The 23,728-nt window shown below is 32.8% G+C and carries 23 protein-coding genes; 3 read left to right on the top strand and 20 right to left on the bottom strand.

Going from position 1 to position 23,728, the window contains the following annotated elements:
- Positions 1-2: 2 nt before the first annotated feature.
- The 4 genes from IM755_RS09420 to rpsF form a co-directional block, all read right to left on the bottom strand.
- A complete protein-coding gene (locus IM755_RS09420) occupies positions 3-476 on the bottom strand; it encodes a DUF6495 family protein (protein WP_194096152.1) in 474 nt (157 codons plus the stop codon).
- A gap of 60 nt (positions 477-536) precedes the next feature.
- A complete protein-coding gene (gene rplI, locus IM755_RS09415; protein WP_194096150.1) occupies positions 537-980 on the bottom strand; it encodes a 50S ribosomal protein L9 in 444 nt (147 codons plus the stop codon).
- A gap of 63 nt (positions 981-1,043) precedes the next feature.
- Positions 1,044-1,340, bottom strand: a complete 297-nt coding sequence (gene rpsR, locus IM755_RS09410) for a 30S ribosomal protein S18 (RefSeq protein WP_008253655.1) — start codon at positions 1,338-1,340, stop codon at positions 1,044-1,046.
- A gap of 2 nt (positions 1,341-1,342) precedes the next feature.
- Positions 1,343-1,684, bottom strand: coding sequence for a 30S ribosomal protein S6 (gene rpsF, locus IM755_RS09405; RefSeq protein WP_194096148.1), 342 nt, complete (start codon positions 1,682-1,684; stop codon positions 1,343-1,345).
- Between the two features lie 150 nt (positions 1,685-1,834).
- On the opposite strand from rpsF, the gene IM755_RS09400 reads away from it, so the two are divergent.
- Entirely contained in the window at positions 1,835-2,530 is a 696-nt protein-coding gene (locus IM755_RS09400; protein WP_194096146.1) for a LytR/AlgR family response regulator transcription factor, read from the top strand.
- Here IM755_RS09400 and priA read toward each other — a convergent pair.
- The 5 genes from priA to sucC all read right to left on the bottom strand — a co-directional run bounded on the left by priA (position 2,527) and on the right by sucC (position 8,810).
- Complete coding sequence (priA, locus tag IM755_RS09395) at positions 2,527-4,977, bottom strand: replication restart helicase PriA (protein WP_194096144.1); 2,451 nt, start codon at positions 4,975-4,977, stop codon at positions 2,527-2,529. The genes IM755_RS09400 and priA overlap by 4 nt on opposite strands.
- Positions 4,978-5,124: 147 nt before the next feature.
- Positions 5,125-5,688: a chalcone isomerase family protein gene (locus tag IM755_RS09390; RefSeq protein ID WP_194096142.1), complete on the bottom strand. Its 564-nt coding sequence runs from the start codon at positions 5,686-5,688 to the stop codon at positions 5,125-5,127.
- 21 nt (positions 5,689-5,709) lie between these two features.
- Entirely contained in the window at positions 5,710-6,633 is a 924-nt protein-coding gene (locus IM755_RS09385) for a YihY/virulence factor BrkB family protein (protein ID WP_194096140.1), read from the bottom strand.
- Between the two features lie 3 nt (positions 6,634-6,636).
- Positions 6,637-7,494 (bottom strand): carboxylating nicotinate-nucleotide diphosphorylase, encoded by an 858-nt coding sequence (nadC, locus tag IM755_RS09380; protein WP_194096138.1) that lies wholly within the window; start codon positions 7,492-7,494, stop codon positions 6,637-6,639.
- A 122-nt stretch (positions 7,495-7,616) separates the two neighbouring features.
- Positions 7,617-8,810: an ADP-forming succinate--CoA ligase subunit beta gene (sucC, locus tag IM755_RS09375; RefSeq protein WP_026726609.1), complete on the bottom strand. Its 1,194-nt coding sequence runs from the start codon at positions 8,808-8,810 to the stop codon at positions 7,617-7,619.
- Between the two features lie 237 nt (positions 8,811-9,047).
- On the opposite strand from sucC, the gene lysA reads away from it, so the two are divergent.
- Positions 9,048-10,253 carry a diaminopimelate decarboxylase gene (gene lysA, locus IM755_RS09370; RefSeq protein ID WP_194096136.1) on the top strand — a complete coding sequence of 402 codons (1,206 nt, stop codon included), beginning with the start codon at positions 9,048-9,050 and terminating at the stop codon, positions 10,251-10,253.
- Between the two features lie 62 nt (positions 10,254-10,315).
- On the opposite strand, the gene pafA is transcribed toward lysA, so the two are convergent.
- The 6 genes from pafA to IM755_RS09340 all read right to left on the bottom strand — a co-directional run bounded on the left by pafA (position 10,316) and on the right by IM755_RS09340 (position 17,052).
- A complete protein-coding gene (gene pafA / locus IM755_RS09365) occupies positions 10,316-11,926 on the bottom strand; it encodes an alkaline phosphatase PafA (protein WP_194096134.1) in 1,611 nt (536 codons plus the stop codon).
- A 112-nt stretch (positions 11,927-12,038) separates the two neighbouring features.
- The gene (locus tag IM755_RS09360; protein ID WP_194096132.1) at positions 12,039-12,467 is read right to left on the bottom strand and encodes a hypothetical protein; all 429 of its coding nucleotides are present in this window, start codon (positions 12,465-12,467) and stop codon (positions 12,039-12,041) included.
- Positions 12,468-12,480: 13 nt separating this feature from the next.
- Entirely contained in the window at positions 12,481-13,425 is a 945-nt protein-coding gene (locus IM755_RS09355; protein WP_026726613.1) for an NAD(P)H-dependent flavin oxidoreductase, read from the bottom strand.
- Positions 13,425-15,041, bottom strand: a complete 1,617-nt coding sequence (locus IM755_RS09350; protein ID WP_194096130.1) for a S8 family serine peptidase — start codon at positions 15,039-15,041, stop codon at positions 13,425-13,427. The genes IM755_RS09355 and IM755_RS09350 overlap by 1 nt, the downstream gene beginning before the upstream one ends.
- A gap of 58 nt (positions 15,042-15,099) precedes the next feature.
- A complete protein-coding gene (gene mnmA, locus IM755_RS09345) occupies positions 15,100-16,287 on the bottom strand; it encodes a tRNA 2-thiouridine(34) synthase MnmA (RefSeq protein WP_194096128.1) in 1,188 nt (395 codons plus the stop codon).
- Positions 16,288-17,052: a toxin-antitoxin system YwqK family antitoxin gene (locus IM755_RS09340; RefSeq protein WP_194096126.1), complete on the bottom strand. Its 765-nt coding sequence runs from the start codon at positions 17,050-17,052 to the stop codon at positions 16,288-16,290.
- 184 nt (positions 17,053-17,236) lie between these two features.
- Between IM755_RS09340 and IM755_RS09335 the strand changes: the two genes are divergently transcribed.
- Positions 17,237-18,166 carry a fasciclin domain-containing protein gene (locus IM755_RS09335; protein WP_194096124.1) on the top strand — a complete coding sequence of 310 codons (930 nt, stop codon included), beginning with the start codon at positions 17,237-17,239 and terminating at the stop codon, positions 18,164-18,166.
- Between the two features lie 60 nt (positions 18,167-18,226).
- On the opposite strand, the gene proC is transcribed toward IM755_RS09335, so the two are convergent.
- The 5 genes from proC to IM755_RS09310 form a co-directional block, all read right to left on the bottom strand.
- Entirely contained in the window at positions 18,227-19,027 is an 801-nt protein-coding gene (gene proC, locus IM755_RS09330) for a pyrroline-5-carboxylate reductase (RefSeq protein WP_194096122.1), read from the bottom strand.
- A gap of 58 nt (positions 19,028-19,085) precedes the next feature.
- Positions 19,086-20,975 carry a membrane protein insertase YidC gene (gene yidC / locus IM755_RS09325; RefSeq protein ID WP_194096120.1) on the bottom strand — a complete coding sequence of 630 codons (1,890 nt, stop codon included), beginning with the start codon at positions 20,973-20,975 and terminating at the stop codon, positions 19,086-19,088.
- Between the two features lie 36 nt (positions 20,976-21,011).
- Positions 21,012-22,625 (bottom strand): CTP synthase, encoded by a 1,614-nt coding sequence (locus IM755_RS09320; RefSeq protein ID WP_194096117.1) that lies wholly within the window; start codon positions 22,623-22,625, stop codon positions 21,012-21,014.
- 128 nt (positions 22,626-22,753) lie between these two features.
- Entirely contained in the window at positions 22,754-22,987 is a 234-nt protein-coding gene (locus IM755_RS09315; protein WP_194096115.1) for a DUF3820 family protein, read from the bottom strand.
- Positions 22,987-23,685, bottom strand: a complete 699-nt coding sequence (locus IM755_RS09310) for a hypothetical protein (RefSeq protein WP_194096113.1) — start codon at positions 23,683-23,685, stop codon at positions 22,987-22,989. Before IM755_RS09310 ends, IM755_RS09315 begins: the two co-directional genes overlap by 1 nt.
- Positions 23,686-23,728: the final 43 nt, after the last annotated feature.

The following is a 23,728-nucleotide window of genomic DNA, read 5'->3' as shown; positions in this document are numbered from 1 at the left end:
ATTTACTGATTGATTAAGCTGTCTAATTTGGTAAACAATTCTCCTTTGCTAATGATCCCACCTTGCTTGATGATTTCAAATAAAGATTCATTTCTGTTTTCTAACAAATCTTTCTTTCCTCTTGTAATTTCTACTTCATCGGAAAATAAATTTTCAGATAACCAGTGAATTCCATCAGCAGAAACGAAGTCAATTTGAGGATTATTGGTCTTAATTACAAATGAAAAAACCGCATTTTGCATACATTTAAAAAGAAAAATATAGTTTTTAGAAAAATGATCAATATGTGTGACATTCGTTAATGCTTTTTCCCAAATCATATCGGAAAAAACATCAATCTCTTGTTCGGCTACATGAGGACGATTTTTTTTAATATCATCCCACTCGATTTTATCAATAGATTGTGTTGCCAAAAAATTAATAAATTCAGGATGTAATTCTTCTAATTGTTCTTTAGTTAATCTTGCGTATTTCATAAAGTAAAGATAAAAAAAAAGCTCCGATAAAATCGGAGCTTTTTTATATTTTGAGAAAAATTATGCTTTTTCACCTACGATTTCGTATGGTAACTCAACGATAACATCTCTGTGTAATCTAACTGATGCAGTATATTTACCTACACGTTTTACCACACCGCTAGTGATGAATTTTTTCTCAATTGAATGACCGTTAGCTTCTAATGCTTCCACGATGTTAGCACTAGTAACTGAACCAAACAATTTATCACCACCTGCTTTAGCAGTAATTTTAATTTCTAAAGCTTTTAAAGCTTCAGCTAAAGCTTTTGCATCAGCAACAAGTTTAGCCTCTTTGTGCGCTTTTTGCTTTAAGTTTTCAGCTAAAACTTTTTTAGCAGATGGAGTTGCTAAAATAGCAAAACCTTGAGGAATTAAATAGTTACGACCGTATCCGTTTTTCACAGTTACTACATCGTCTTTAAATCCTAAATTTTGAACGTCTTGTTTTAAGATAAGTTCCATGTTGTTGTCCTTTTAATTAGAAGTTAGCTCACCTACGGCGAAGCAACAACTATTTGTTAAATATTATTTTAATAAATCGGCCACGTATGGCATTAAAGCTAAGTGACGAGCTCTTTTAACAGCTACAGAAACTTTTCTTTGGTATTTTAATGAAGTACCTGTTAAACGTCTTGGTAAAATTTTACCTTGCTCGTTAACGAATTTCAATAAAAAGTCTGCGTCTTTGTAATCGATATATTTAATACCTGATTTTTTGAAACGACAGTATTTTTTAGTTTTGTTTGTATCTATGTTTAAAGGCGTAAGATATCTGATATCTCCGTCTTTTTTCCCTTTTGCAGATTGCTCTAATGTAGACATGATTAGTTTGTTTTAGATTTTAATTTTGCTCTTCTTCTTTCTGCCCAAGAAATTGCATGTTTGTCTAAAGACACCGTTAAGAAACGCATAACACGCTCGTCACGACGGAATTCAGTTTCAAATGCAAGGATAATTTCAGCTGGCGCTTTGAATTCGAATAAGTGGTAAAATCCACTTTTCTTGTGTTGAATTTCGTAAGCTAATTTTTTTAAGCCCCAATCTTCTTTCGATACCATCTCAGCCCCTTTAGAAGTAAGAAAATCTTCAAACTTGCTTACTGTTTCCTTTACCTGTTGCTCAGATAAAACGGGATTCAAGATGAAAACAGTTTCATAATGATTCATAATCTTTATATTTATTGTTATAAAATTGGGTGCAAAAATAATACTTTTATTTGAAATAACAAGTATAACACATTATTAATTTTTATTAAAAAAACTTGTGTATTTGTAATAATTGTTCTACTTTTAACAAACTATAAAAAATATATGCCCATGAAGTTGAATTGTATCGTTGTCGATGATAGTGCTATTCAAAGAATTACCATCACAAAATTAGTTAACGAATCAACATTATTAAACTTAGTAGGAGATTTTGCCAATGCTCTTGAGGCAAAGAATTGTATCAATAACAATACAATCGACCTTATATTCCTTGATATTGAAATGCCGTTAATAAACGGTTTCGACTTATTAGACGGACTAAAAACCAAACCACAAATTATATTCATTACCTCAAAGGCAGATTACGCTGTAAAAGCTTTTGATTATGAAGCAACCGATTTTCTTCAAAAACCTATTTCTAAAGAACGTTTCAATAAAGCAGTAAAGAAAGCAACAGAACTTCATGCTTTACGTTATGAAAATCATGAGGAACATGGAGACAGTATTGTAATCAAAAGTAATTTAAAGAAACTAAAAGTGTATGTTTCCAAAATTAAATGGATTGAAGCATACGGAGATTACATCAAAGTAGTTACCGACGATGAAAGTCATTTGGTGTTATCAACTATGAAGGGATTTGAAAAAGAACTTCCAGAAGGTAAATTCATTCGTGTACACAAATCATACATTATTAATTTAGACCGAGTGGAGAAATTCAATAGTAAGTTTGCAGAAATTGGAAACACTAAAATACCTTTAAGTCGTAATAAGAAAGAAGAAATTGTAAAAGCTATCGAAAACGCTTAATACACATCGACATCTACTTTTACCTTAATAGCACGATATTGCGGAACTGCTTCAAAACTCATAAGCACTTTCGCAATATTTTTTTTGGTATTACCCAAATGCTTCTGAACCGGAATTTTAACCATAATCGTTCGAATATATTCATTTCGAATTCTATTAATCGCTGGTTCTTCTGGACCCAAAACAGGCATATCTAAATTTTGAGATAATACATTATACAACCACATTGAACCTTCTTTCAATTTATCAAAATCGCGATGTTTCAACGTAAGTTTCACTAATCTAAAGAATGGCGGATATTTGAAATTCTGACGTTCGTAAATTTGTTCTTTATACATTCCCATATAATCATTATCCAAAACTTGTTGAATAGTATTATGATACGGATTATACGTCTGAATAACCACTTTTCCTTTTTTCTCTGAACGTCCTGCCCTACCCGAAACTTGCATCATCATTTGATACGCTCTTTCGTAGGCTCTGAAGTTTGGTTGATTCAATAAATTATCGGCATTTAAAATCCCAACTAAAGTTACATTATCAAAATCTAAACCTTTGGCTAACATTTGCGTTCCCACCAAAACATCAATTTCTCTATTTTTGAAGGAATCGATAATTTTTTCGAAGCCAAATTTTCCTCGTGTCGTATCTTGATCCATTCTTCCGATATTTTTCTCTGGAAAAAGGGTTTTCAATTCCATTTCAATTTGTTCGGTTCCAAAACCTTTAGTTGTTAAATCTACCGATTGACAACTATGACAATGCGAAGGATTTGCAATCGAATGACCACAATAATGACAACGCAATTGGTTTTTGAATTTGTAATACGTCAAACTCACATCGCAACTTGGGCAATGCGGCACATGACCACACGTCATACATTCCACATAAGGCGAAAATCCTCTGCGGTTTTGAAATAAAATAACTTGTTCTCCTTTCGATAACGTTTCCGTGATTTCTTCCAATAATTCATCTGAAAAATGTCCCGACATTTTCTTTCTGAAATACTTATCTTTTAAATCAACCAATTGAATTTCAGGTAATACTACATTTCCGTAGCGCACTTTTAATTCGGTTAACCCATATTTTTTAGATTGTACATTATAATAGGTTTCCAAACTTGGCGTGGCACTTCCTAAAACCACTTTCGCTCCATGTTGCTTAGCTAAAACTATAACTGCATCACGAGCATGATATCTTGGAGCAGGATCGTGTTGTTTGAAGGTTTGCTCGTGTTCTTCATCTACAATAATACATCCTAAATTTGAAAATGGAAGAAACAGAGCGCTTCTCACACCAATCACTACTTTAGCTTTTGGCGAATTTTCTAAAACTTGATTCCAAACTTCAATGCGTTCGTTATTAGTATATTTCGAATGAAAAACGGCTACTTCATTTCCGAAATAAGCTGTTAATCGTTGAACTAATTGAGTGGTTAGAGCGATTTCTGGTAACAAAAACAACACTTGTTTGCCATCCTTAATATATTGCTCTAATAGTTTGATGTAAATTTCGGTTTTACCTGAAGCTGTGACACCGTGTAATAAATTCACGTCAAAAGTTTTGAAATTTTGTTGAATACTATCAAATGCGGCTTGTTGGGCTTCACTTAACGTGAATTGACTATCATCATCTTTATCGAAAGTTACTCTATCTTGGGCAATATAATATTCTTCGAAAATCGTTTTATCTACCAAGGATTTTACTATTGCAGCAGAACTTCCTGAAGTTTCAATGAGTTTTTTTACTGAAATAGGAGCTTTTTCTCGAGCTTGTAATTGGAAATAATGTAAAACTAACTCGCGTTGCTTTTTGGCTTTGGACAAAACTTCTAATAATTCGGCTAATCTTTCTTGTTGTAGAAATTCTTCTTGTAATCTGATATATCGAACTAACTTGGGTTTGTATTGCTCCGAAATTTCTTCTTGTAATACTAATGCGCCTTTTGCTAATAGTCGATTAATAATTGGAAAAACCGTTTTCTTTCCTAAAATCTTAATCACCTCTTGAACTGTAATCGAAGATTGACTTTTTAAGGCTTCTAAAATTAGATATTCATCATCTTTAAGTTCATTAGAATCAATTTCGACATTTTCTTTAGCTGAAATAATGGTTTCACTTTCCAAAATATAACCAGAAGGCAATGCACTTCGAAAAACCTCGCCTAACGAACACATATAATAAGACGCAATCCATTTCCAATGCTCGATTTGATGTGAATTTACAACTGGTTTTTCATCTAAAATTTGATGGATTTCTTTTGCTTCGTATAACTGTGGTGGTATATTGGTTTTATCTAATACCAAAGCCGTAAAAATCTTAGTTTTTCCAAATGGAACGGCCACTCGCATTCCAATTTGAATGTAGTGAAATTCCGCTTCCGAAACCTGATAAGTAAAGGTTTTAGAAACCGCTAAAGGTAAAACGACTTCGATAAAATACAGCATAGAACAAATATAGTTTGAAAAAGAGAATAGAGAAAAGAAAAAAGAGAAAAGATGTTAAAACCTCAAAGTTGAAATTATAAAACGGAAGTTTAATCCATAAAAAAAGCGCTCTCGATTGAGAACGCTTAGTTTTTTATTTAGTTGGAATTATTTTCCTAACATTTCATCTTTTAAATCTTTATCAGCAGGTTTGTCGCACAACCAAATTCCGAATAAAGCTTTTTTGAAATCGTGTCCGTCGATACTTCCTTTTTTAGTTCCGTTTTTATAAACTACAACTCCTTCATTTGGAACATTCATAATGATGAAAACATCCCCTTTTTTAATTTCTTCTTTAAAGAAACCTTTGAATTTATCGATTTTTGCTTTTAATGGAGCTGTTTTCTTTCCTGTAGAATTCTCAAAACCTTCATTAATTGCCGATATCATTTTATCAGAAGTAATCAAACCAGAAACAATGTTTAATTTAATAGCTGCTCCTTCTTTGCTGTTCATGATTTCAGAAGCATTTGTACTTTTTTTCTCTAAATACAAAGCCCCAACATACATATCCATAAACATTTTAACACGAGTTCCAGCTCCATTTAAAACTAAAGATTGACCTTCTAAATTCATTTTAGCATCAACCTTAACTCCTGATACTGTTTTCTGTGCATTTACTGTAAACACAGTTGCAATCAACATTAAAAATGTAATAACTTGTTTTTTCATAATTTATTTTTTTTAGTTTGGTTAAATATATAAATTTTTTCTTTTCAATTTTGAAATAGTTGCATTTAGTTCGAAACCTAATAACAAAACCATGCAATTAATCCAGATATAAAACATTAATACAAGAAGCGTACCAATTGAACCATATAGCTCGTTATACTTAGCAAATTTAGTTACGTAAATTCCAAAAATATAAGAGGACAAAATAATTAAAATAGTAGTAAAAACAGCACCATAGCTTATAAAAGATATAGAGGAAGTCTCTTTTGTTCCAAATTTATACAATATTGAAGTTGTAATCAAAATCATCAAAAGGATGAATCCGTATCGGCTCCATTCAATAACTGAAACATCAGCTACATAACCTCGAATATTAATTTTTTGAATCATTACTTCAGCAACTACAATCGCAGCAACCGTGATTAGCAAAATCATCGACAACACTAAAGAAATGGCTAATGAAATAAAATATTGTCTGAAAAAACCTCTGGTAATAGTAATGTGGGCCGACATTTCAAATCCGCCTAAAATGGCATTAATTCCGTTAGTCATCAACAAAATAGACAAAATAAAACCTGATGAAAGTAAGCCTTGGTGACTAGTTTCCATAATATCTTTCAAAATAGCTTCAATAGCTTCGTAAGTATTGGGTGGAACTCCTTCTTCCACAAACTCTAAAAAATCGGCTTGGAAATTTTCCAAAGGGATAAACGGAATTAAATTCAAGATAAATAAAGCAAAAGGAAATAACGCCATAAAGAAACTGAACGCAATGGCACTCGCTCTATATGAAAAAGCACCTTTGAAAATTCCCAAAACATAAAGCTCTAAAATATCATAAAGCGATAAACCTTCTAACGTTTTTAGTTTTATGGCTTTTGTAAGCGAAACTAATTGTCTTACAAGAGGAATTTTATTGAGTTTATTTTCTATTTCTTCTGACATACATTATATTGCTTTTAGGCTTAAATCCATATTGTAAACTGAATGTGTTAAAGCACCTGAAGAAATATAATTGACGCCACATTCAGCATAATGACGAATGGTTTTTTCATTGATATTTCCTGACGATTCTGTCAAAGATTGATTTCCAATCATGGCTACCGCTTTCTTCGTAGTTTCGTAATCGAAATTGTCTAATAAAATTCGGTAAACGCCGCCAGCATCTAAAATTTGTTGCACTTCGTCTAAATTTCTGGCTTCAACAATGATTTTTAAATCTTTATTATTATCGATTAAATATTGCTTAGTCTTTGCAATCGCTTGCGGAATTCCTCCAGCAAAATCGTTGTGATTGTCTTTCAACATAATCATGTCATACAACGCAAAACGATGATTTTCACCACCACCAATTTTTACTGCCCATTTTTCAATAGCACGAATTCCTGGTGTGGTTTTTCTAGTATCTAAAATTTTAGTTTGTGTTCCTTCTAGTAAATCAACAAACATTTTGGTTTTCGTTGCGATGGCGCTCATGCGTTGCATTGAATTCAAAACCAAACGTTCGGCTTTCAAAATAGATTGTGAACTTCCAGAAACGTGAAAAACAACATCACCATGTTTCACTCTTTCACCATCATTGATAAAAGTTTCCACTTTCATGTCTTTATCTACATAATGAAAAATCATTTTAGCGAATTCTACTCCTGCGATAATCCCTTCATCTTTAACTAATAACTTCGCTTTTCCTTGTGCTGAAACTGGAATACAAGCTAACGAACTATGGTCGCCATCTCCAACATCTTCGCGAATGGCATTGCTAATGATTAATTCTAATTCTTTTTGAAATTGCGCTTCTGAAATCATGATTTATTAATTGAATTGCTAATGTAAGAAATCCTTTGAAGTTTAAAAAATATTGAGCTCTTAAAAACAAAAAACTCCCAGATAAATCTGAGAGTTTCTTTATGATTGAATTTTAAATTCGATTAAGATAAAGCTGCTTTTACTTGGTCAGCTGCTTCTTGGAATTGTACTGCAGATAAAATTGGCATACCAGAATTATCGATTAATTCTTTAGCGATTTCTGCATTTGTTCCTTGTAAACGAACGATGATTGGCACTTTAATAGCGTCACCCATGTTTTTGTAAGCATCAACAACACCTTGAGCAACACGGTCACAACGAACGATTCCACCAAAAATGTTAATTAAAATAGCTTTTACGTTTGGATCTTTTAAGATGATACGGAAAGCAGTTTCCACACGTTTCGCATCAGCAGTTCCACCTACGTCTAAGAAGTTAGCTGGCTCAAAACCTGCATACTTAATTAAGTCCATAGTAGCCATTGCTAAACCAGCTCCGTTTACCATACAACCTACAGTTCCATCTAAGTCAACGTAGTTTAATCCTACTTCTTTAGCTTCCACTTCGATTGGATTTTCTTCTCTAACGTCTCTCATTTCAGCATATTTTGCTTGTCTGAATAAAGCGTTATCGTCGATATTTACTTTAGCATCAACTGCTAAGATTTTATTGTCAGATGTTTTTAATACAGGGTTGATTTCAAACATTGATGAATCAGAACCGATATACGCTTTATATAAAGCATCGATAAATTTCACCATTTCTTTGAAAGCTTCTCCAGATAAACCTAAATTGAAAGCAATTTTTCTAGCTTGGAAACCTTGTAATCCGTAAGCAGGATCAATTTCTTCTGTGAAAATTAAGTGTGGTGTGTGCTCAGCAACTTCTTCGATATCCATTCCACCTTCAGTAGAATACATAATCATGTTACGTCCTGTTGCTCTGTTTAATAATACAGAAACATAGAATTCAGAAGTTTCGCTTTCACCAGGATAATAAACGTCCTCAGCAATTAATACTTTGTGAACTGTTTTTCCTTCTGGTGGAGTTTGTGGTGTAATTAACTGCATTCCGATGATTTGCTCAGAAATTTCAGTTACTTGGTCTAAGTTTTTAGCTAACTTAACTCCTCCACCTTTTCCTCTACCTCCAGCATGGATTTGTGCTTTTACTACGTACCAACTTGTACCTGTTTCAGCAGTTAATTGTTTTGCTGCAGCTACCGCCTCAACTGGATTGTTTGCAACAATACCACGTTGAACACGTACTCCATAACTAGCTAGGATTTCTTTACCCTGATATTCGTGTATGTTCATAATTGTTATGCGTTTATCTTGTTTAAAAAAGTGCCACAAAAATAGCAAAGTAATTTTTAATGGACTAACTTTTTTTCGTTTAATTTGGGAATTTGATATACATAATCCTATTAAAACTGCAACTTCAAAAAAACACAAATGTTACAAATAAAACATTTTGTTACATTTTGTTAATAATTGTTTTAAAAATTGCATAAAGTAAATATTGAATTAATTTTGCATCAAATTAAATCAAAAATGAAACCAGAAGTATTACAACAATTAGCAACAGAATTTGGGAGTCCGTTATATGTTTACGATGCGGAAAAAATTGCCTTTCAATACAACCGATTACAAAATGCATTTAGCAAAGTAGAACGTTTTAAGGTGCATTATGCCGTTAAAGCATTGTCGAATGTTTCTGTTTTGAAATACTTAAAAAGCTTGGGTTCTGGATTGGATACGGTTTCTTTACAAGAAGTGCAATTGGGATTACATGCAGGAGTTGAGCCGAAAGATATCATTTACACTCCAAATGGTGTTTCGATGGAAGAAATTGAAGAAGTAGCGCAATTAGGTGTGCAAATTAACATTGATAATTTATCGATTTTAGAGCAATTTGGAACGAAACATCCGAATGTTCCTGTTTGTATTCGAATTAATCCGCATGTAATGGCAGGTGGAAATGCTAATATTTCTGTAGGACATATTGATAGTAAATTCGGGATTTCAATTCATCAATTGCCTCATATTTTGAGAATTATTGAAAATACAAAAATGCACATCAATGGCATTCACATGCATACGGGTTCGGATATTTTAGATGTAGAAGTGTTTTTATATGCAGCTGAAATCCTATTCGAAACAGCTAAAAATTTCCCAGCGTTAGATTTTATCGATTTTGGAAGTGGATTTAAAGTACCATATAAAAAAGGGGATATCGAAACCAATGTAGAAGAATTTGGAAGAAAATTAACAAAACGCTTTTTAGCTTTCGAAAAAGAATATGGTCGCCCGTTAACTTTAGCTTTTGAACCTGGAAAATTCTTGGTAAGCGAAGCTGGTTATTTCTTAGCGAAAGTAAATGTAGTAAAACAAACTACTTCAACTGTTTTTGCTGGAATTGATTCAGGATTCAATCATTTGATACGTCCAATGTTATATGGTGCGCAACATCATATTGAAAATATATCCAATCCAAAAGGAAAAGAGCGTTACTACTCGGTAGTAGGTTATATCTGCGAAACCGACACTTTTGCTAGCAATCGAAGAATTACTGAAATTCACGAAGGTGATATATTATGCTTTAGAAACGCAGGCGCTTATTGCTTTTCAATGGCATCTAACTACAACTCACGACTAAAACCAGCAGAAGTGCTATGGAAAGACGGAAAAGGACACTTAATCAGAGAACGCGAAACGTTTGATGATATTTTGAAAAATCAAGTAATGATTGAGGTATAACTCGAATTTCACGAATTAGCACGAATAAAAAAGCATCAAATTTTTAGTTTGATGCTTTTGTGTTATTTTTCTAAAACCTCCAACAAAACTTTACCACCAGAACTATTTGGCATGGTAATTTTTAACATTTGGGTAACAGTTGGAGCAATTTGTGTGATTTCTTTTCTATCGTGGGTTAGTCCTTTTTTGATGTTCCAACCAAAGAAAATTAAGGGAACATGAGTATCATAAGAATAAGGCGAACCATGAGTTGTTCCGGTTGAAGAATATTCTACATAACCTGGTTTAAAAATCATAATGAGTTCTCCGTTTTGGGTTGGGTCGTAACCTTTTGTAATGAAATCTAAATAATAATCGCTTGGATTTCCGTTGGTGATTTCTTCTTCAGTATAAACACGTTTGATGTAGTCTTGTTTGTGTAAATAATCTTTGAAGGTTTGTTTTACTTCTTGTAAATTCAAGCCTTTTGCTTTTACTTTTGCTTTATCAAAAAACACGTTATAATTCGAGTAATCCAATACCAAGTTTTCTCCAAAAGTAGTTTCTGAAAACTCTTTTAAGTCTTTCTGGATGTTTTTATAATTGATGTTATCAACTTTGTATTTATTGTCTTTCAAATACGTTACATTTTCCGCTCCAGCGTGATCTGCCGTTAAGAAAACCAAGTAATTTCCTTTTCCAACCGTTTTGTCTAAGTAAGTCAAGAAATCAGCAATCGTTTCGTCCAAACGCAAATACGTGTCTTGTAATTCAATCGAACGTGGACCTAAAACGTGTCCGATGTAATCAGTTGAAGAGAAACTTACTGCTAAGAAATCGGTAATATTATCCTTTCCTAAATTTTCGCTTTCGATGGCTTTTTTTGCAAAATCGGCTAATAAATTATTTCCAAAAGGTGTTGAACGAAGAATTCCAGCATCGTTTGCATCATACATATCTTGCAAATTGTAAGGCATAAACGGCGCTTTTTTATACAATTTCCCTTCGTATGGATTGTTATCAGTTAAACTTTCGTTGTACGTTTCTTTTGGTTTTAATAAATCCCAACCTTTGGTTACATATTTCAAATAATTTTTCTCCGCATTGAATTGCGTTGCCCAATCTGGAAGTTTTTCTCCGTAATACGTACTCGAAATAAAAGCTCCAGTTTTACTGTACCAAAAAGCCCAATCTGCAAAATGTCCAGCTGGCAAAATAGCTCCTCTATCTTTGATACTGATTCCGATAACTTTTCCTTTGAAATTAGTTGAAAGTTTCAATTCGTCAGTAATGGTAGAACTTTGCAAGTTTCTTGGCGACATTTTCCCTTCTTTCTCTGAATTATCTCCAATTGTTGAAACCGTTGCATCATCGGTACAATAAATTTCTTTTCCAGTCGCTTTATTGAACCATTCGTTACCTACAATTCCGTGAACAGCTGGTGTAGTTCCTGTATAAATTGAAGCATGTCCAGGCGCGGTGTATGTTGGCATATAGTTGTAATGCGTGTTATGAAACGTGTAGCCTTGATTCATTAATCGTTTGAAACCATTTTCTGAAAAGTCGTTTGAGAAACGGTATAAATATTCCATTTTCATTTGATCAACAACGATTCCAACAACTAATTTTGGTTTGTCTTGCGCAGTTCCTATAAAAGAAACTAGAACGACTAACAAGGCTAAGGCTTTTTTCATTTTAAAACTATTTTATACAAAAGTACGTTTTTGATGTAAATGGAATGTTAATAAATACAAAAATGACTTTCTATTACATTCAATAAAAAGTCATTTTAAATATAGTTTAGAATTATTTCTTCTTTGCGGGCTTATCTTCAAGAACTGTCATATTGTAAGCAATAATCATATCTTCGTATGTAATGTATAATTGATTTCTACCACCTTGTTTCTTTCTGGTGTAAATAGCTAAAACGCATTCTACACCATTGTTATCCACACAATTGAATTTAACCACATCGTCATCACCAATCGTTTCTTGGTTTCCATATTTCATAATAGAAAACAGCTGAAGTACTTCTGAATAAACCACAATTCGGTGACTTTCCATATCTAACAGCACCGTCATCTCTGATTTTTGCAATTTAGACCAATCGCTCCAATTTCCCTTATTATCTTTCTGGCTTACCATATAACCAGAAGTTTTGAAATTATATTTTTGAGCATAAGTCGTTGCCGATGCAAAAAACAAAAAAATTAGTATATATTTTAAACTTTTCATTTCGATGTTTTTTTTAAAATTCAAAGGTAGCTACCTCTTTTTTAGCAATGTTAAATTCGGTAATGATATTATCAACAATAGTTTCAACAGGCAAAATATCGTGAATTAATCCCGCAATTTGACCAATTTCTAATTCGCCTTCCACTAAATCACCTTCAAACATACCTCTTTTTGCTCTTCTTTTTCCTAATAATGCTTCTAAATCTTCTTTTGATGGACATTTAGCGTACAATTCTTGAACATCATTATAGAATTTATTTTTGATTAGTCGAACCGGAGCTAATTCTTTTAATGTTAATTGCGTATCACCTTCTCCTGTTTCCACAATTGTTCTTTTGAATTCATCATGTGCAGAACTTTCAGTTGAAGCAGCAAAACGACTTCCCATTTGAACGCCGTCTGCTCCTAAAGTCATGGCAGCTAGCATTCCTCTACCTGTTGCGATTCCTCCTGCAGCAATTAATGGAATTGAAATTTGTTCGCGCACCATTGGAATTAAGGTTAACGTTGTCGTTTCCTCTCGCCCGTTGTGTCCGCCGGCTTCAAAACCTTCTGCAACTACTGCATCTACTCCAGCTTCTTGTGCTTTTAATGCGAATTTAGAACTACTAACTACATGTACAACTGTTATGCCATTTTCTTTTAAAAACGGAGTCCAAGTTTTTGGATTTCCTGCCGATGTAAAAACAATTTTTACGCCTTCTTCTTTTAAAATTTGCATGATTTCTTCAATGTTTGGATATAACATTGGAACATTTACTCCAAAAGGTTTATCGGTAGCTTTTTTGCATTTTTGGATGTGCTCTCTTAACACTTCTGGATACATTGATCCTGCTCCAATTAATCCTAAGCCGCCCGCATTACTCACGGCACTCGCTAATTTGTATCCACTGTTCCAAATCATTCCGCCTTGGATAATTGGATATTTTATATTGAAGAGTTGGGTAATTTTATTCATTATAATTTTAATAATTTTCCTTGAGTTGTTTTATTTGCTGTTTTTAATTGGTAAAAATACAAACCTGATGCCAAATTTTCTAAATTAACGGATGCATTTGTTTCAGTAATCTCAAAAAATCCTACTTGTTGTCCAATATTATTAAATAAAATAAGATTTCCAGAAAAATTGGTATCTGAAAAAACAATAGTTACTTTATCTTGAACTGGATTTGGATACAATAATATAATATCATTTTCAAAATTGTTTGCTGATAAAGCATTGGTTAAAGCCAATTGAAAATCGGGCACACCATATCCTTTATATATGGTTGGATTATTATACAAATCAGCCGATTGTTTTACAAATTGAACGATTTGAGCATTTGTCATATTTGGAACAGCCGACCAAAAGGTAGTTACCATTCCGGCTAAAATAGGACTAGAAAAAGAAGTTCCATTAGCAGTTGTTATACTTCCTGAAGAATTACTAACGGTTGAACCAGCACCTTTTGCGCAAACATCGGGTTTAACTCTTCCATCAAATGATGGTCCAATAGAACTAAAAGAAACATAATTTTCAGTTGCATCTACAGCACCAACCGTTAATGTTGTAATTGCATCAGCTGGTGTTGCTATATGTGGATTTGCTGAATTTCCTGAATTCCCAGCGCTTGTAACGCAAATCATTCCTTTAGAAAAAGCTTTGTCAGCACCTCTTGCTGCAAATGTTTTAATACCGTTCATATCTGAATACGAATAGGTATAATTTGGATTATCGTATTCAAAATAACCTAATGAAGTATTAATTACATCAACTCCTAAACTATCTGCCATTTCTGCTGCTTCTACCCAATACGATTCCTCTACTGGATTTTCAGAATTTGCATCTTCAGTTATGAATAAGTAATATTGTGCATCTGGAGCAGTACCTACTAATTGATTATCAACATATCCCGCCATGCAAGACAATACTGATGTTCCATGAGAATTTCTTGTATAAATAGAGGTATTTCTGTCTGGAAAATTATAACCTCCTAAAATTAAATTATTATCACGTAATCTTTGGAATGGACTTGCAGAATTTACTCCAGGAAAACCTGCATCCATAATAGCTACCATCTTACCTTGACCCGTATAATTTTGTTGGTGCAAAAAATGACCATTTAACATTTGAATTTGATTCGATGAACCTCCGTAGTTAAAATCGGTTAAAACTTCTAATTGTTTGTTTACAGGTTGTATTACTGTAGTTTTTTGAATCGTATTAGAATGTCTAGAATTCAAACTAGCATTTGCGAACTGAATATGATTTACAAAAGGCAAATTAGTTAGTAATTGAATATCCACTTGAGTTCCTCTAACATGAAGTGCATTTAACCATTTTGATTTAGCCATAACTGTAATTCCAGTTGAAGCAGTAACTTGGTCTATATACGTTTGAGCAATAGGAACATCGGTATTATCCAAAATAATTCCTTGAGAAGTTCTTCTGTCTAATGCTCTTTGAGATAACATTTGTAAAGGATTCGCTAAATAATAAGTGGCATCAGGTTTATCATTAAAATACACCCAAGCGTCTTCTTGAGAAAAGCCAAAATTAAAAACCAATAATGTAAAAAGTAGTAGTTTCTTCATATAACATGGGTTTATTAAATCAAATTTACTCATTTTTATTGAAGAAACTACAATTGTTTTATGCAATAACTCCGCTTCCTAAAACTTCATCGTCATGATGCCAAGCCACGAATTGTCCTTCTGTTATAGCTGATTGTGGATTTTCAAACACTACATATATCCCCTCTTTGAATTGATGTAAAGTTGCTTTTTGCAAAGGTTGGCGGTAACGAATTCTTGCCATTACTTCCATTTTTTCACCCTCTTTCAAAGCTAAATCTTCTCTTATCCAGTGAATTTCATCATTTGCAATAAACAATGCTTTTTTAAATAATCCGGGATGTTGATTGCCTTGTCCAGTATATACGATATTCTTTTCTACATCAGTTTCTATAATGAAAAGCGGTTCTTTTGTTCCTCCAACATTTAAACCTTTGCGTTGCCCTTTTGTAAAATAATGAGCGCCTTGATGTTTGCCCATTACTTTTCCAGGCACTTTTAAATAATCAATTCTTCTTGCTTCAAAAGCAAAAGCTTCTTCTTCCGAATTGAATTGGGGTTGTTCTTGATGATATATTTCGGCTTCTGCTGGAATTTCGATAATTACACCTTCTTTTGGTTGTAATTTTTGTTGTAAAAATTCAGGTAAGCGCACTTTTCCGATAAAACAAAGTCCCTGCGAATCTTTCTTCTCGGCTGTAATTAAATCTAATTTCGATGCAATTTCACGAACTTCAGGTTTGGTTAATTCACCAATTGGAAATAACGCTTTCGAAAGTTGGTCTTGTGATAATTGACATAAAAAATACGATTGATCTTTATTTCCATCTTTACCTGCTAACAATTGATAGACTTCTTTTCCCTCTTTTTCGATGGTTCCTTTTCTACAATAATGCCCAGTTGCTACATAATCAGCTCCTAAAGACATAGCGATTTTCATGAAAACATCGAATTTGATTTCACGGTTACACAATACGTCTGGATTTGGAGTTCTTCCTTTCTCGTATTCGTTAAACATGTAATCAACGATTTTCTCTTTGTATTGTTCTGATAAATCAACCGTTTGAAAAGGAATTCCAAGTTTTTCAGCAACTAATAAAGCATCATTACTATCTTCTAACCACGGACATTCATTTGAAATCGTAACGGAATCATCATGCCAATTCTTCATGAATAGCCCAATAACTTCGTATCCTTGCTCTTTTAATAAATAAGCGGCAACACTCGAGTCTACTCCACCCGAAAGTCCTACTACTACTCTTTTCATTTATTCTTGTCCTCCTTTTTCTTCTTTTAACTGTTCTAATGTTTTTGATGCTTCTTTAGCATTTCTTTGCTCATATTTAATCAATTCTTGACCAAATTTTGCGGCTTTAACTTGTTTAATTACCTTGTTTTTTTCGAAAAACTTCCAAGTTCCTACACGTTTTCCGTTAACATAGTTTCCTTCATACATTTTATTGCCCAATCCATCATAGTAAGAAGCAACTCCATCATATTGACCATTTTTATAGATATGTGAATCTATTAATTGTCCTTTTTCAGAATATGTTTTTGATGCTCCAACTTTAATACCTAATTTGTAATTGGTTTCTTCAGCAATAGTTCCATCTTTATAAAATACTTTTCGAACACCATCAAGTTTACCATCTTTATAATATTCTTGTGACATTAATTGTTTCGATTCGAAATGATAGTATTTCCATTCACCTTCTGGAAGTTTGTTTACCAATTTCCCTTCACTTACTTTATTGCCTTTTTGATCATAAAAAACGGCATAACATGAACCATCTCCTTTAGAAAAATCTCTAGTAGCAATAACAGTTCCTGCTTTTGTATCATCAAAATACTTAAATATACCGGTTTCTTTTCCATGATCAAAAGTACCTTCATATCGAACACGATTCGATTCTTTATGAGTTCCTCTCCATAAACCATGACGGTTCCCTTTATCGTCTAATTGGTTAATTTTATCTTGAGCATTTGCAATAAAAGCTCCTAAAAGTAAAAACGCAAGAAATAATTGCTTCATTTTTTTGACTATTGTTTAATTTATTAATTATTAATCACAATGTAACAATTGAAAAATCAAATATTAGACCAAATACTGATTAAACAAAAAATAAATGTGAGTTAAATCTGCTATATAACGCAGCAAAATAGTTTTTTATTTGTTTAGTCTTTTTTAATTTTGGTTAAACAAAAAATAAATCACTATGAAAAACTATGCAAAATTAATCAAATTAACGTTATTAGTAGTAAGTTCTACATTAATGTTTTCATGTTCTGATGATGATAGCTCAACACAGAACAATTCAATAACTGATATCGCATCTGAAAATCCTAATTTTTCAATTCTTGTTGAAGCATTAAGTCGTGCTGATTTAGCTGAAACACTTGATCAAGAAGGATCTTACACCGTTTTTGCTCCAACAAATGAAGCGTTTATGAATTTTCTAGATGACAATGGCTTTGAATCTTTAGATGATGTTCCGCTACCAACACTAACACAAGTTTTATTAAATCATGTGGTTAGTGGAACAAATTTATCTTCAGGATTAACAACAGGTTACGTTAAAACTCTAGCAACTGGTAGCGCGTCATCAACAAACACATTAAGTATGTTTATTAATACAGCTTCAGGAGTTAGATTAAATGGAGTATCTAGTGTAACATCAGCTGACATTATTGCCGATAATGGTGTAATCCATGTTGTTGATGCAGTTATTGGCTTACCTACAATTGTTACACATGCAACAGCAAATCCAAATTTCAGTACCTTAGCTACATTACTAACAGAACAAGAGTTAGTTGGAACTCTTAACGGAACTGCTAGTTCTCCTTTTACCGTTTTTGCTCCATTAAATAGTGCATTTGATACTGCAACATTAAATTTATATGGTGGATTGAATTCTACACAAAAAACAGCTGTATTAACCTATCATGTTGTTCCTGGTGCCAACGTTTTATCTAATGCGATTCCATCTGGTCCAATAACCACTTTTGAAACAGGAACTTTTACAATTTCTGGAACTGTAATTACAGATGAGCAAAGTAGAGCTACAAATATTGTTGCTACCGATGTGCAAGCTTCAAATGGTGTAATACATGCTGTAAATCAAGTATTACTTCCAAACTTAGATTAATTCGTTTCTATAAATAAAATTGCTGTGAATAAAAAGCGCTTTCCATTGGAAAGCGTTTTTTTATGCTCCTAATTCTATAGCTCTTGTGTTCGCAGCATCTATCCCATCTATTATGATTTCTTTAAGTTCCTTCCGATTAAAAACAGACAAAGCAGCTTCTGTTGTTCCTCCTTTTGAGGCTACTCGCTGAATCCAAGCTTCGTTTGACAATTTGCTTCTATTTTGTAAATGTACCGAACCAGACAAAGTTTGACTTACTAAAAATTCAGCCTCAGATGTCGAAAAACCTAATTTAACAGCCGATTCTATCATTGCTTGCATGAAATAAAAGACATAAGCAGGTCCACTCCCTGAAACTGCTGTGGCAGCATTTAGCATATCTTCTTTTTCAATATAAATGGATTTTCCAGTGGTGTTAATTAAATTCTGAACTATGAAAAGTTCTTTTCTATCCACAGTATTTGAGGCACAAAAAACAGTTATTCCCTCACCTATTTGTGTTGGTATGTTTGGCATTGAGCGAACAATTTTAGAAACACCCAATTCCTTTTGCATAGCTTCAATTGAAATCCCGGCCATAACTGACAACACAACATGTTCTGGATTTAAAAACGCATTTATTTCAGACGCTAATTGTTTAAAATCTTGAGGTTTCACAGCTAAAATCAAAATATCAGATTCAAAGATTTGGGGATTTGGATCTATGTAAAAATTTGTTGAATCAATTCCAAAACTATTCTTTTCTTCAATTTTCGTTTTGTTCAAAACTAAAATATCTGAAGCTCCTACAAATCCCGAACTCATAAAACTGTTGGCATAGGTTTGTCCCATATTACCAAATCCTATAATAGCTATTTTCATTATTAAAATATAAAAAGAAACCCTGTCGATTGAAGACAGGGTTTGTATTAAGATAAAATTATTTTTTCCTTTGTTGCGCTGCTTTTTGAGCTTCTGCTTGCTCCATCATTTCGCGCATTTTTCTTTGGAATTTACTTTCCTTTTTCTCTTTTGTTTTATTCTCCTGAATTTGAGCGTGAATTTTATCTTCTTTCACGATGTAGTTTTTAATCACTAACATAATACCGATAGTAATTAAGTTAGAAATGAAATAATACAAACTCAATCCTGATGCGTAATTATTAAAGAAGAACAACATCATTACAGGCGAAATGTAAATCATAATTTTCATGATTTTACCCATATCTGGCATACCTTCTTGTGGAGGTGTACTCATCGCTTGATCACCTGTAGTCATCTTCATGTAGAAGAAAATAGCGATAGAAGCCAAAATTGGGAATAAACTCACGTGACTACCATAAAATGGAATATGGAATGGTAACTGAATTACCGCATCAAATGAAGATAAATCATCTGCCCATAAGAATGATTTTTGTCTCAAATCGAACATCGATGGGAAGAACTGAAACAACGCATAAAAAACTGGTAATTGCATCAACGCTGGTAAACATCCTGCCATAGGATTCACACCTGCTTTTGAATACAACTTCATTGTTTCTTGTTGTTTCTTCATCGGATTATCTTTGAATTTTTCATTCAATTCCATGATTTCAGGACGTAACACCTTCATTTTTGCTTGTGACAAATACGATTTATAGGTTACTGGCGACATCACGATACGAACTAAAATTGTAAATAAAATAATCGCCATTCCGTAACCAATTCCAATGCTAGAAATCAATCCGAAAACTGGAATAAAAATATAACGGTTAATCCATCCGAAAATTCCCCAACCTAATGGTAAAACTTCGTCTAGATTTCTTTCGTAACCATCCAAAATCTCATATTTAGCAGGACCATAATACCAATTCATATTATAGTTTAAAGCGCCATTTTTAAATTCTAATGGAACTTGAGCTGTAAAGTTTTTAGTAAAAACAGTATCAACTTCTTCATTATCAACTAAATTATCTGACTTAAACTTAGCTGTTTTAAACTTCGTATCTGTTAATAAAATAGAAGTAAATAAATGTTGTTTGAAAGCTATGTAAGAAACGTCATTTGCTTCATCTTCTGAATCTTTAGCAGCGTTTAAATAATCGTCTTTTCCGTCTTCGTACTCAAAAACTAACTCTGTATATCTGTTTTCATAAGAAACACTTTTCTCGTTTCTGTATGATTTTAATTGCCATTCTAAATCCAATGGTTTTGAAGTATTCACTACTTTTTCTAAACCTTGAGAACGAACAGCAAAGTCTAACATGTATTCGTTAGGCTTTAACACATAACGATATTCTAAAAACTGATCTGGGCCCGCTTTTAACTGCATCGTTAAAACTTGATTTTTACCTTCAGTAGTTAACTTAGGCTCAAAATACATGTCTTTAGTATGCAATGTTCTGTTATCAGTAGTATTTAAAGCGATGTCTAAAGAAGCATTGTTATCTTTAATAATTTGAACCGCTTTTTTTGAATTCTTCTCAAATTGATCAAATCCTAAAACAGTAGCTTCAGTAATATAACCCCCTTTGTTCGAAATTTTAAGCGATAAAACTTCGTTTTTAATTTCAGTTACATTGTCAGTAGCTGATGGAAGTGTTGCAGAATATCCAAACGAACCTAATTGTGCTTGCGCTGCAGCATTTTTAGTAGAATCTGATACTGGCGTTGCGGCAACAGTTGAAGTTACAGTTTTAACTTCTTTGGTTTGTTTTTCAACTTGCTCTTTTTTCTCTTTTTCTTTTAATTCTTCTGGTGTTGGAGCATTTGAATATAACATCCAAATCAAAATTCCAGAAATCAATACAAATCCGATAATCGAATTAAGGTCTAATTTTTTTTCTTCCATCTAATTATTAGTGTTCAGTGTTCTTAATTGAACAGTTTATTTAGTTTTATGTTGTACAGCTGCCGCTACAAAACTCACAAAAAGTGGGTGCGGATTAGCGACTGTACTTTTATATTCAGGATGGTATTGAACGCCGATAAAGAAAGGATGTGTAGGAATTTCAACAATTTCTACCAACTTCGTATCTGGATTTACTCCTGAAGCTACTAATCCTGCTTTTTCTAATTCGTTTAAATACGCACCATTGAATTCGTAACGGTGACGGTGGCGCTCCATAATCTCAGTTTTACCATAGATTTTTTGTGCCAATGTGTTTTCTTTTATGCTACATTTCCATGCGCCCAAACGCATAGTTCCTCCTTTATTTTCAATATTTTTTTGCTCTTCCATTAAGTTAATTACTGGATGAGCGGTGTTTTCATTCATTTCAGTTGAATTGGCATCTGCATAACCTAAAATGTTACGAGAATATTCAATAACAGCCATTTGCATTCCTAAACAAATTCCGAAAAACGGAATATTATTTTCTCTTGCATAACGAACCGTGTCGATTTTACCTTCAATTCCACGACCTCCAAAACCTGGTGCAACAAGTATACCATCTAAATCTTTCAACTGACTTTCTGCCGAATTGGCATCTAAATACTCAGAATGAATTGAAATGACATTCACTTTTGTCTCGTTTGCAGCTCCAGCATGAATAAACGCTTCTAAAATCGATTTGTAAGAATCTTGCAATTCTACATATTTTCCAACCAAACCAATGTTTACTTCGTGCTTAGGATTTTTCAATCTAAATAAGAACTCGTTCCAGTTGTTTAAATCTGGTGTGTTTTTTTCTGGTAAATCTAATTTTTTCAACGCTACTCTATCCAATCCTTCTTCCAACATTAAATTTGGAACTTCATAAATAGTTGATGCATCAATCGATTGAATTACCGCTTCTTTTTTTACATTACAGAATAACGCTAATTTTTGACGTAAATCTTGCGAAATTTCATGTTCAGTTCTACAAACTAAAATATCAGCTTTGATTCCGCTTTCCATCAACGTTTTCACCGAATGTTGTGTTGGTTTCGTTTTTAATTCTCCAGCTGCAGCCAAATAAGGCACCAACGTTAAATGAATTACGATTCCGTTATTTTCACCTAATTCCCAAATCAATTGACGTACTGATTCGATGTAAGGTAATGATTCAATATCTCCAACAGTTCCACCAATCTCAGTAATTACAATATCAAAATCACCCGATTTTCCAAGCAACTGCATGCGTTCCTTGATTTCGTTTGTGATATGAGGTACTACCTGAACCGTTTTTCCTAAAAATTCTCCTCTACGTTCTTTTTCAATAACTGAAAGATATACTCTTCCTGTAGTTACGTTGTTCGCTTGAGAAGTAGGAACATTTAAAAAACGCTCATAGTGACCTAAATCCAAATCCGTTTCTGCTCCATCATCTGTTACATAGCATTCTCCGTGTTCGTAAGGATTTAATGTTCCTGGATCCACGTTGATGTACGGATCAAACTTTTGAATTGTCGTTCGGTATCCTCTGGCTTGCAATAATTTGGCTAACGAAGCTGCGATAATCCCTTTTCCTAAAGAAGAAGTCACACCTCCGGTAACAAAAATGTACTTAGTTTGGTTCATTGTATTGTTGTTGTGTTGTTGTTGCGATAAATATCTTTTATCTGTAATAAAATCGTGCAAAGATAACACTAATTAGTCAATGTGCCAATTAGTCGATGTATCAATTTTGTAATTAAATTGTAAACAATTTATTTTTGTTTTGGAAAGTTTCGGCGGATGTTTCGAACGAGTTCTTCTAAGCCGTTTAGCTTGAGTTCGTGGACCAATTTTAATTGTTCGCCTAATTGTCCTTTTGGAAAACCTTTATTGGCATACCAAACCACATAATACTCAGGAAGGTCGATTAAGTAATAGCCTTCGTATTTACCAAAAGGCATTTTGGTATGAGCGAGTTTTACGAGAAGTTCTTGGTTGGAAGTCATTATTTAGTGAATTTCAAATGGTTTTTAGTCCAATAATTTTCTATAAATTCCCATTTATCTTCGTAATAACCTGTATCACGTTTTATCCAATTAATTTCGACTTCTTCATTATTTACTATTTTACTTATAAAAATTCCATTTCTTTTTTCATAACCACAACCTTTCCCAGATATATTTCCAACTTTAACACATTTATAATCTGATAAATAAAACAAATCGCTTTCCCAATTATAATCAGCGCATCCAGCTCTTTCATATGAATAATAACATTCTGAATTCTTAATTTTTATTGGACTAGCATAATTTCCCAATTCTTCAATTATTTGAAATTTTCCATTAGGCAAATCAAAAAGTAAAACATCAACAATACCTGGCACATTGGTAATATAATCTAATACAATATCTTGAAATCCATCATTGTTAAAGTCAGAAATTTTATATTCATTAATAAAATCATTGTGCTTATATATAGTATCAAACTTACCATTTAAAATAATCAAAGAAAAATCAAAATTTTCCTCTTTGAACTGCTTTATAACAAATTTTAAGTTATTCACTATAAGAGTATCACTTTTAATTTCTTTAAATTGAGTTTTTAAATTTTCATCAATTTTTTTTGAATCAATATCATTTTCATTACTAATTTCATTTTTACATGAGAAAAGCAAGAAAAAAAACGAAATAATCAAAAACTTCATTGAAATAAGGTTGAATTAAAAGAGATTCCTTCGGAATGACAAG

The organism is Flavobacterium proteolyticum (assembly GCF_015223105.1).
In the GTDB taxonomy this organism is placed as follows: domain Bacteria; phylum Bacteroidota; class Bacteroidia; order Flavobacteriales; family Flavobacteriaceae; genus Flavobacterium; species Flavobacterium proteolyticum.
This window is presented reverse-complemented; position numbering and strand designations above follow the sequence as displayed.

Bases quoted from the DNA above. Each gene is read 5' to 3' on its own strand.
- lysA (WP_194096136.1), top strand. From the start codon at position 9,048: ATGAAACCAGAAGTATTACAACAATTAGCAACAGAATTTGGGAGTCCG.
- proC (WP_194096122.1), bottom strand. From the start codon at position 19,027: ATGAAAATAGCTATTATAGGATTTGGTAATATGGGACAAACCTATGCC.
- IM755_RS09350 (WP_194096130.1), bottom strand. From the start codon at position 15,041: ATGAAGAAACTACTACTTTTTACATTATTGGTTTTTAATTTTGGCTTT.
- mnmA (WP_194096128.1), bottom strand. From the start codon at position 16,287: ATGAAAAGAGTAGTAGTAGGACTTTCGGGTGGAGTAGACTCGAGTGTT.
- IM755_RS09400 (WP_194096146.1), top strand. From the start codon at position 1,835: ATGAAGTTGAATTGTATCGTTGTCGATGATAGTGCTATTCAAAGAATT.
- nadC (WP_194096138.1), bottom strand. From the start codon at position 7,494: ATGATTTCAGAAGCGCAATTTCAAAAAGAATTAGAATTAATCATTAGC.
- IM755_RS09360 (WP_194096132.1), bottom strand. From the start codon at position 12,467: ATGAAAAGTTTAAAATATATACTAATTTTTTTGTTTTTTGCATCGGCA.
- rpsF (WP_194096148.1), bottom strand. From the start codon at position 1,684: ATGAATCATTATGAAACTGTTTTCATCTTGAATCCCGTTTTATCTGAG.
- IM755_RS09385 (WP_194096140.1), bottom strand. From the start codon at position 6,633: ATGTCAGAAGAAATAGAAAATAAACTCAATAAAATTCCTCTTGTAAGA.
- IM755_RS09390 (WP_194096142.1), bottom strand. From the start codon at position 5,688: ATGAAAAAACAAGTTATTACATTTTTAATGTTGATTGCAACTGTGTTT.
- rpsR (WP_008253655.1), bottom strand. From the start codon at position 1,340: ATGTCTACATTAGAGCAATCTGCAAAAGGGAAAAAAGACGGAGATATC.
- IM755_RS09315 (WP_194096115.1), bottom strand. From the start codon at position 22,987: ATGACTTCCAACCAAGAACTTCTCGTAAAACTCGCTCATACCAAAATG.
- pafA (WP_194096134.1), bottom strand. From the start codon at position 11,926: ATGAAAAAAGCCTTAGCCTTGTTAGTCGTTCTAGTTTCTTTTATAGGA.
- IM755_RS09310 (WP_194096113.1), bottom strand. From the start codon at position 23,685: ATGAAGTTTTTGATTATTTCGTTTTTTTTCTTGCTTTTCTCATGTAAA.
- rplI (WP_194096150.1), bottom strand. From the start codon at position 980: ATGGAACTTATCTTAAAACAAGACGTTCAAAATTTAGGATTTAAAGAC.
- IM755_RS09420 (WP_194096152.1), bottom strand. From the start codon at position 476: ATGAAATACGCAAGATTAACTAAAGAACAATTAGAAGAATTACATCCT.
- yidC (WP_194096120.1), bottom strand. From the start codon at position 20,975: ATGGAAGAAAAAAAATTAGACCTTAATTCGATTATCGGATTTGTATTG.
- sucC (WP_026726609.1), bottom strand. From the start codon at position 8,810: ATGAACATACACGAATATCAGGGTAAAGAAATCCTAGCTAGTTATGGA.
- IM755_RS09320 (WP_194096117.1), bottom strand. From the start codon at position 22,625: ATGAACCAAACTAAGTACATTTTTGTTACCGGAGGTGTGACTTCTTCT.
- IM755_RS09335 (WP_194096124.1), top strand. From the start codon at position 17,237: ATGAAAAACTATGCAAAATTAATCAAATTAACGTTATTAGTAGTAAGT.
- priA (WP_194096144.1), bottom strand. From the start codon at position 4,977: ATGCTGTATTTTATCGAAGTCGTTTTACCTTTAGCGGTTTCTAAAACC.
- IM755_RS09355 (WP_026726613.1), bottom strand. From the start codon at position 13,425: ATGAATAAAATTACCCAACTCTTCAATATAAAATATCCAATTATCCAA.
- IM755_RS09340 (WP_194096126.1), bottom strand. From the start codon at position 17,052: ATGAAGCAATTATTTCTTGCGTTTTTACTTTTAGGAGCTTTTATTGCA.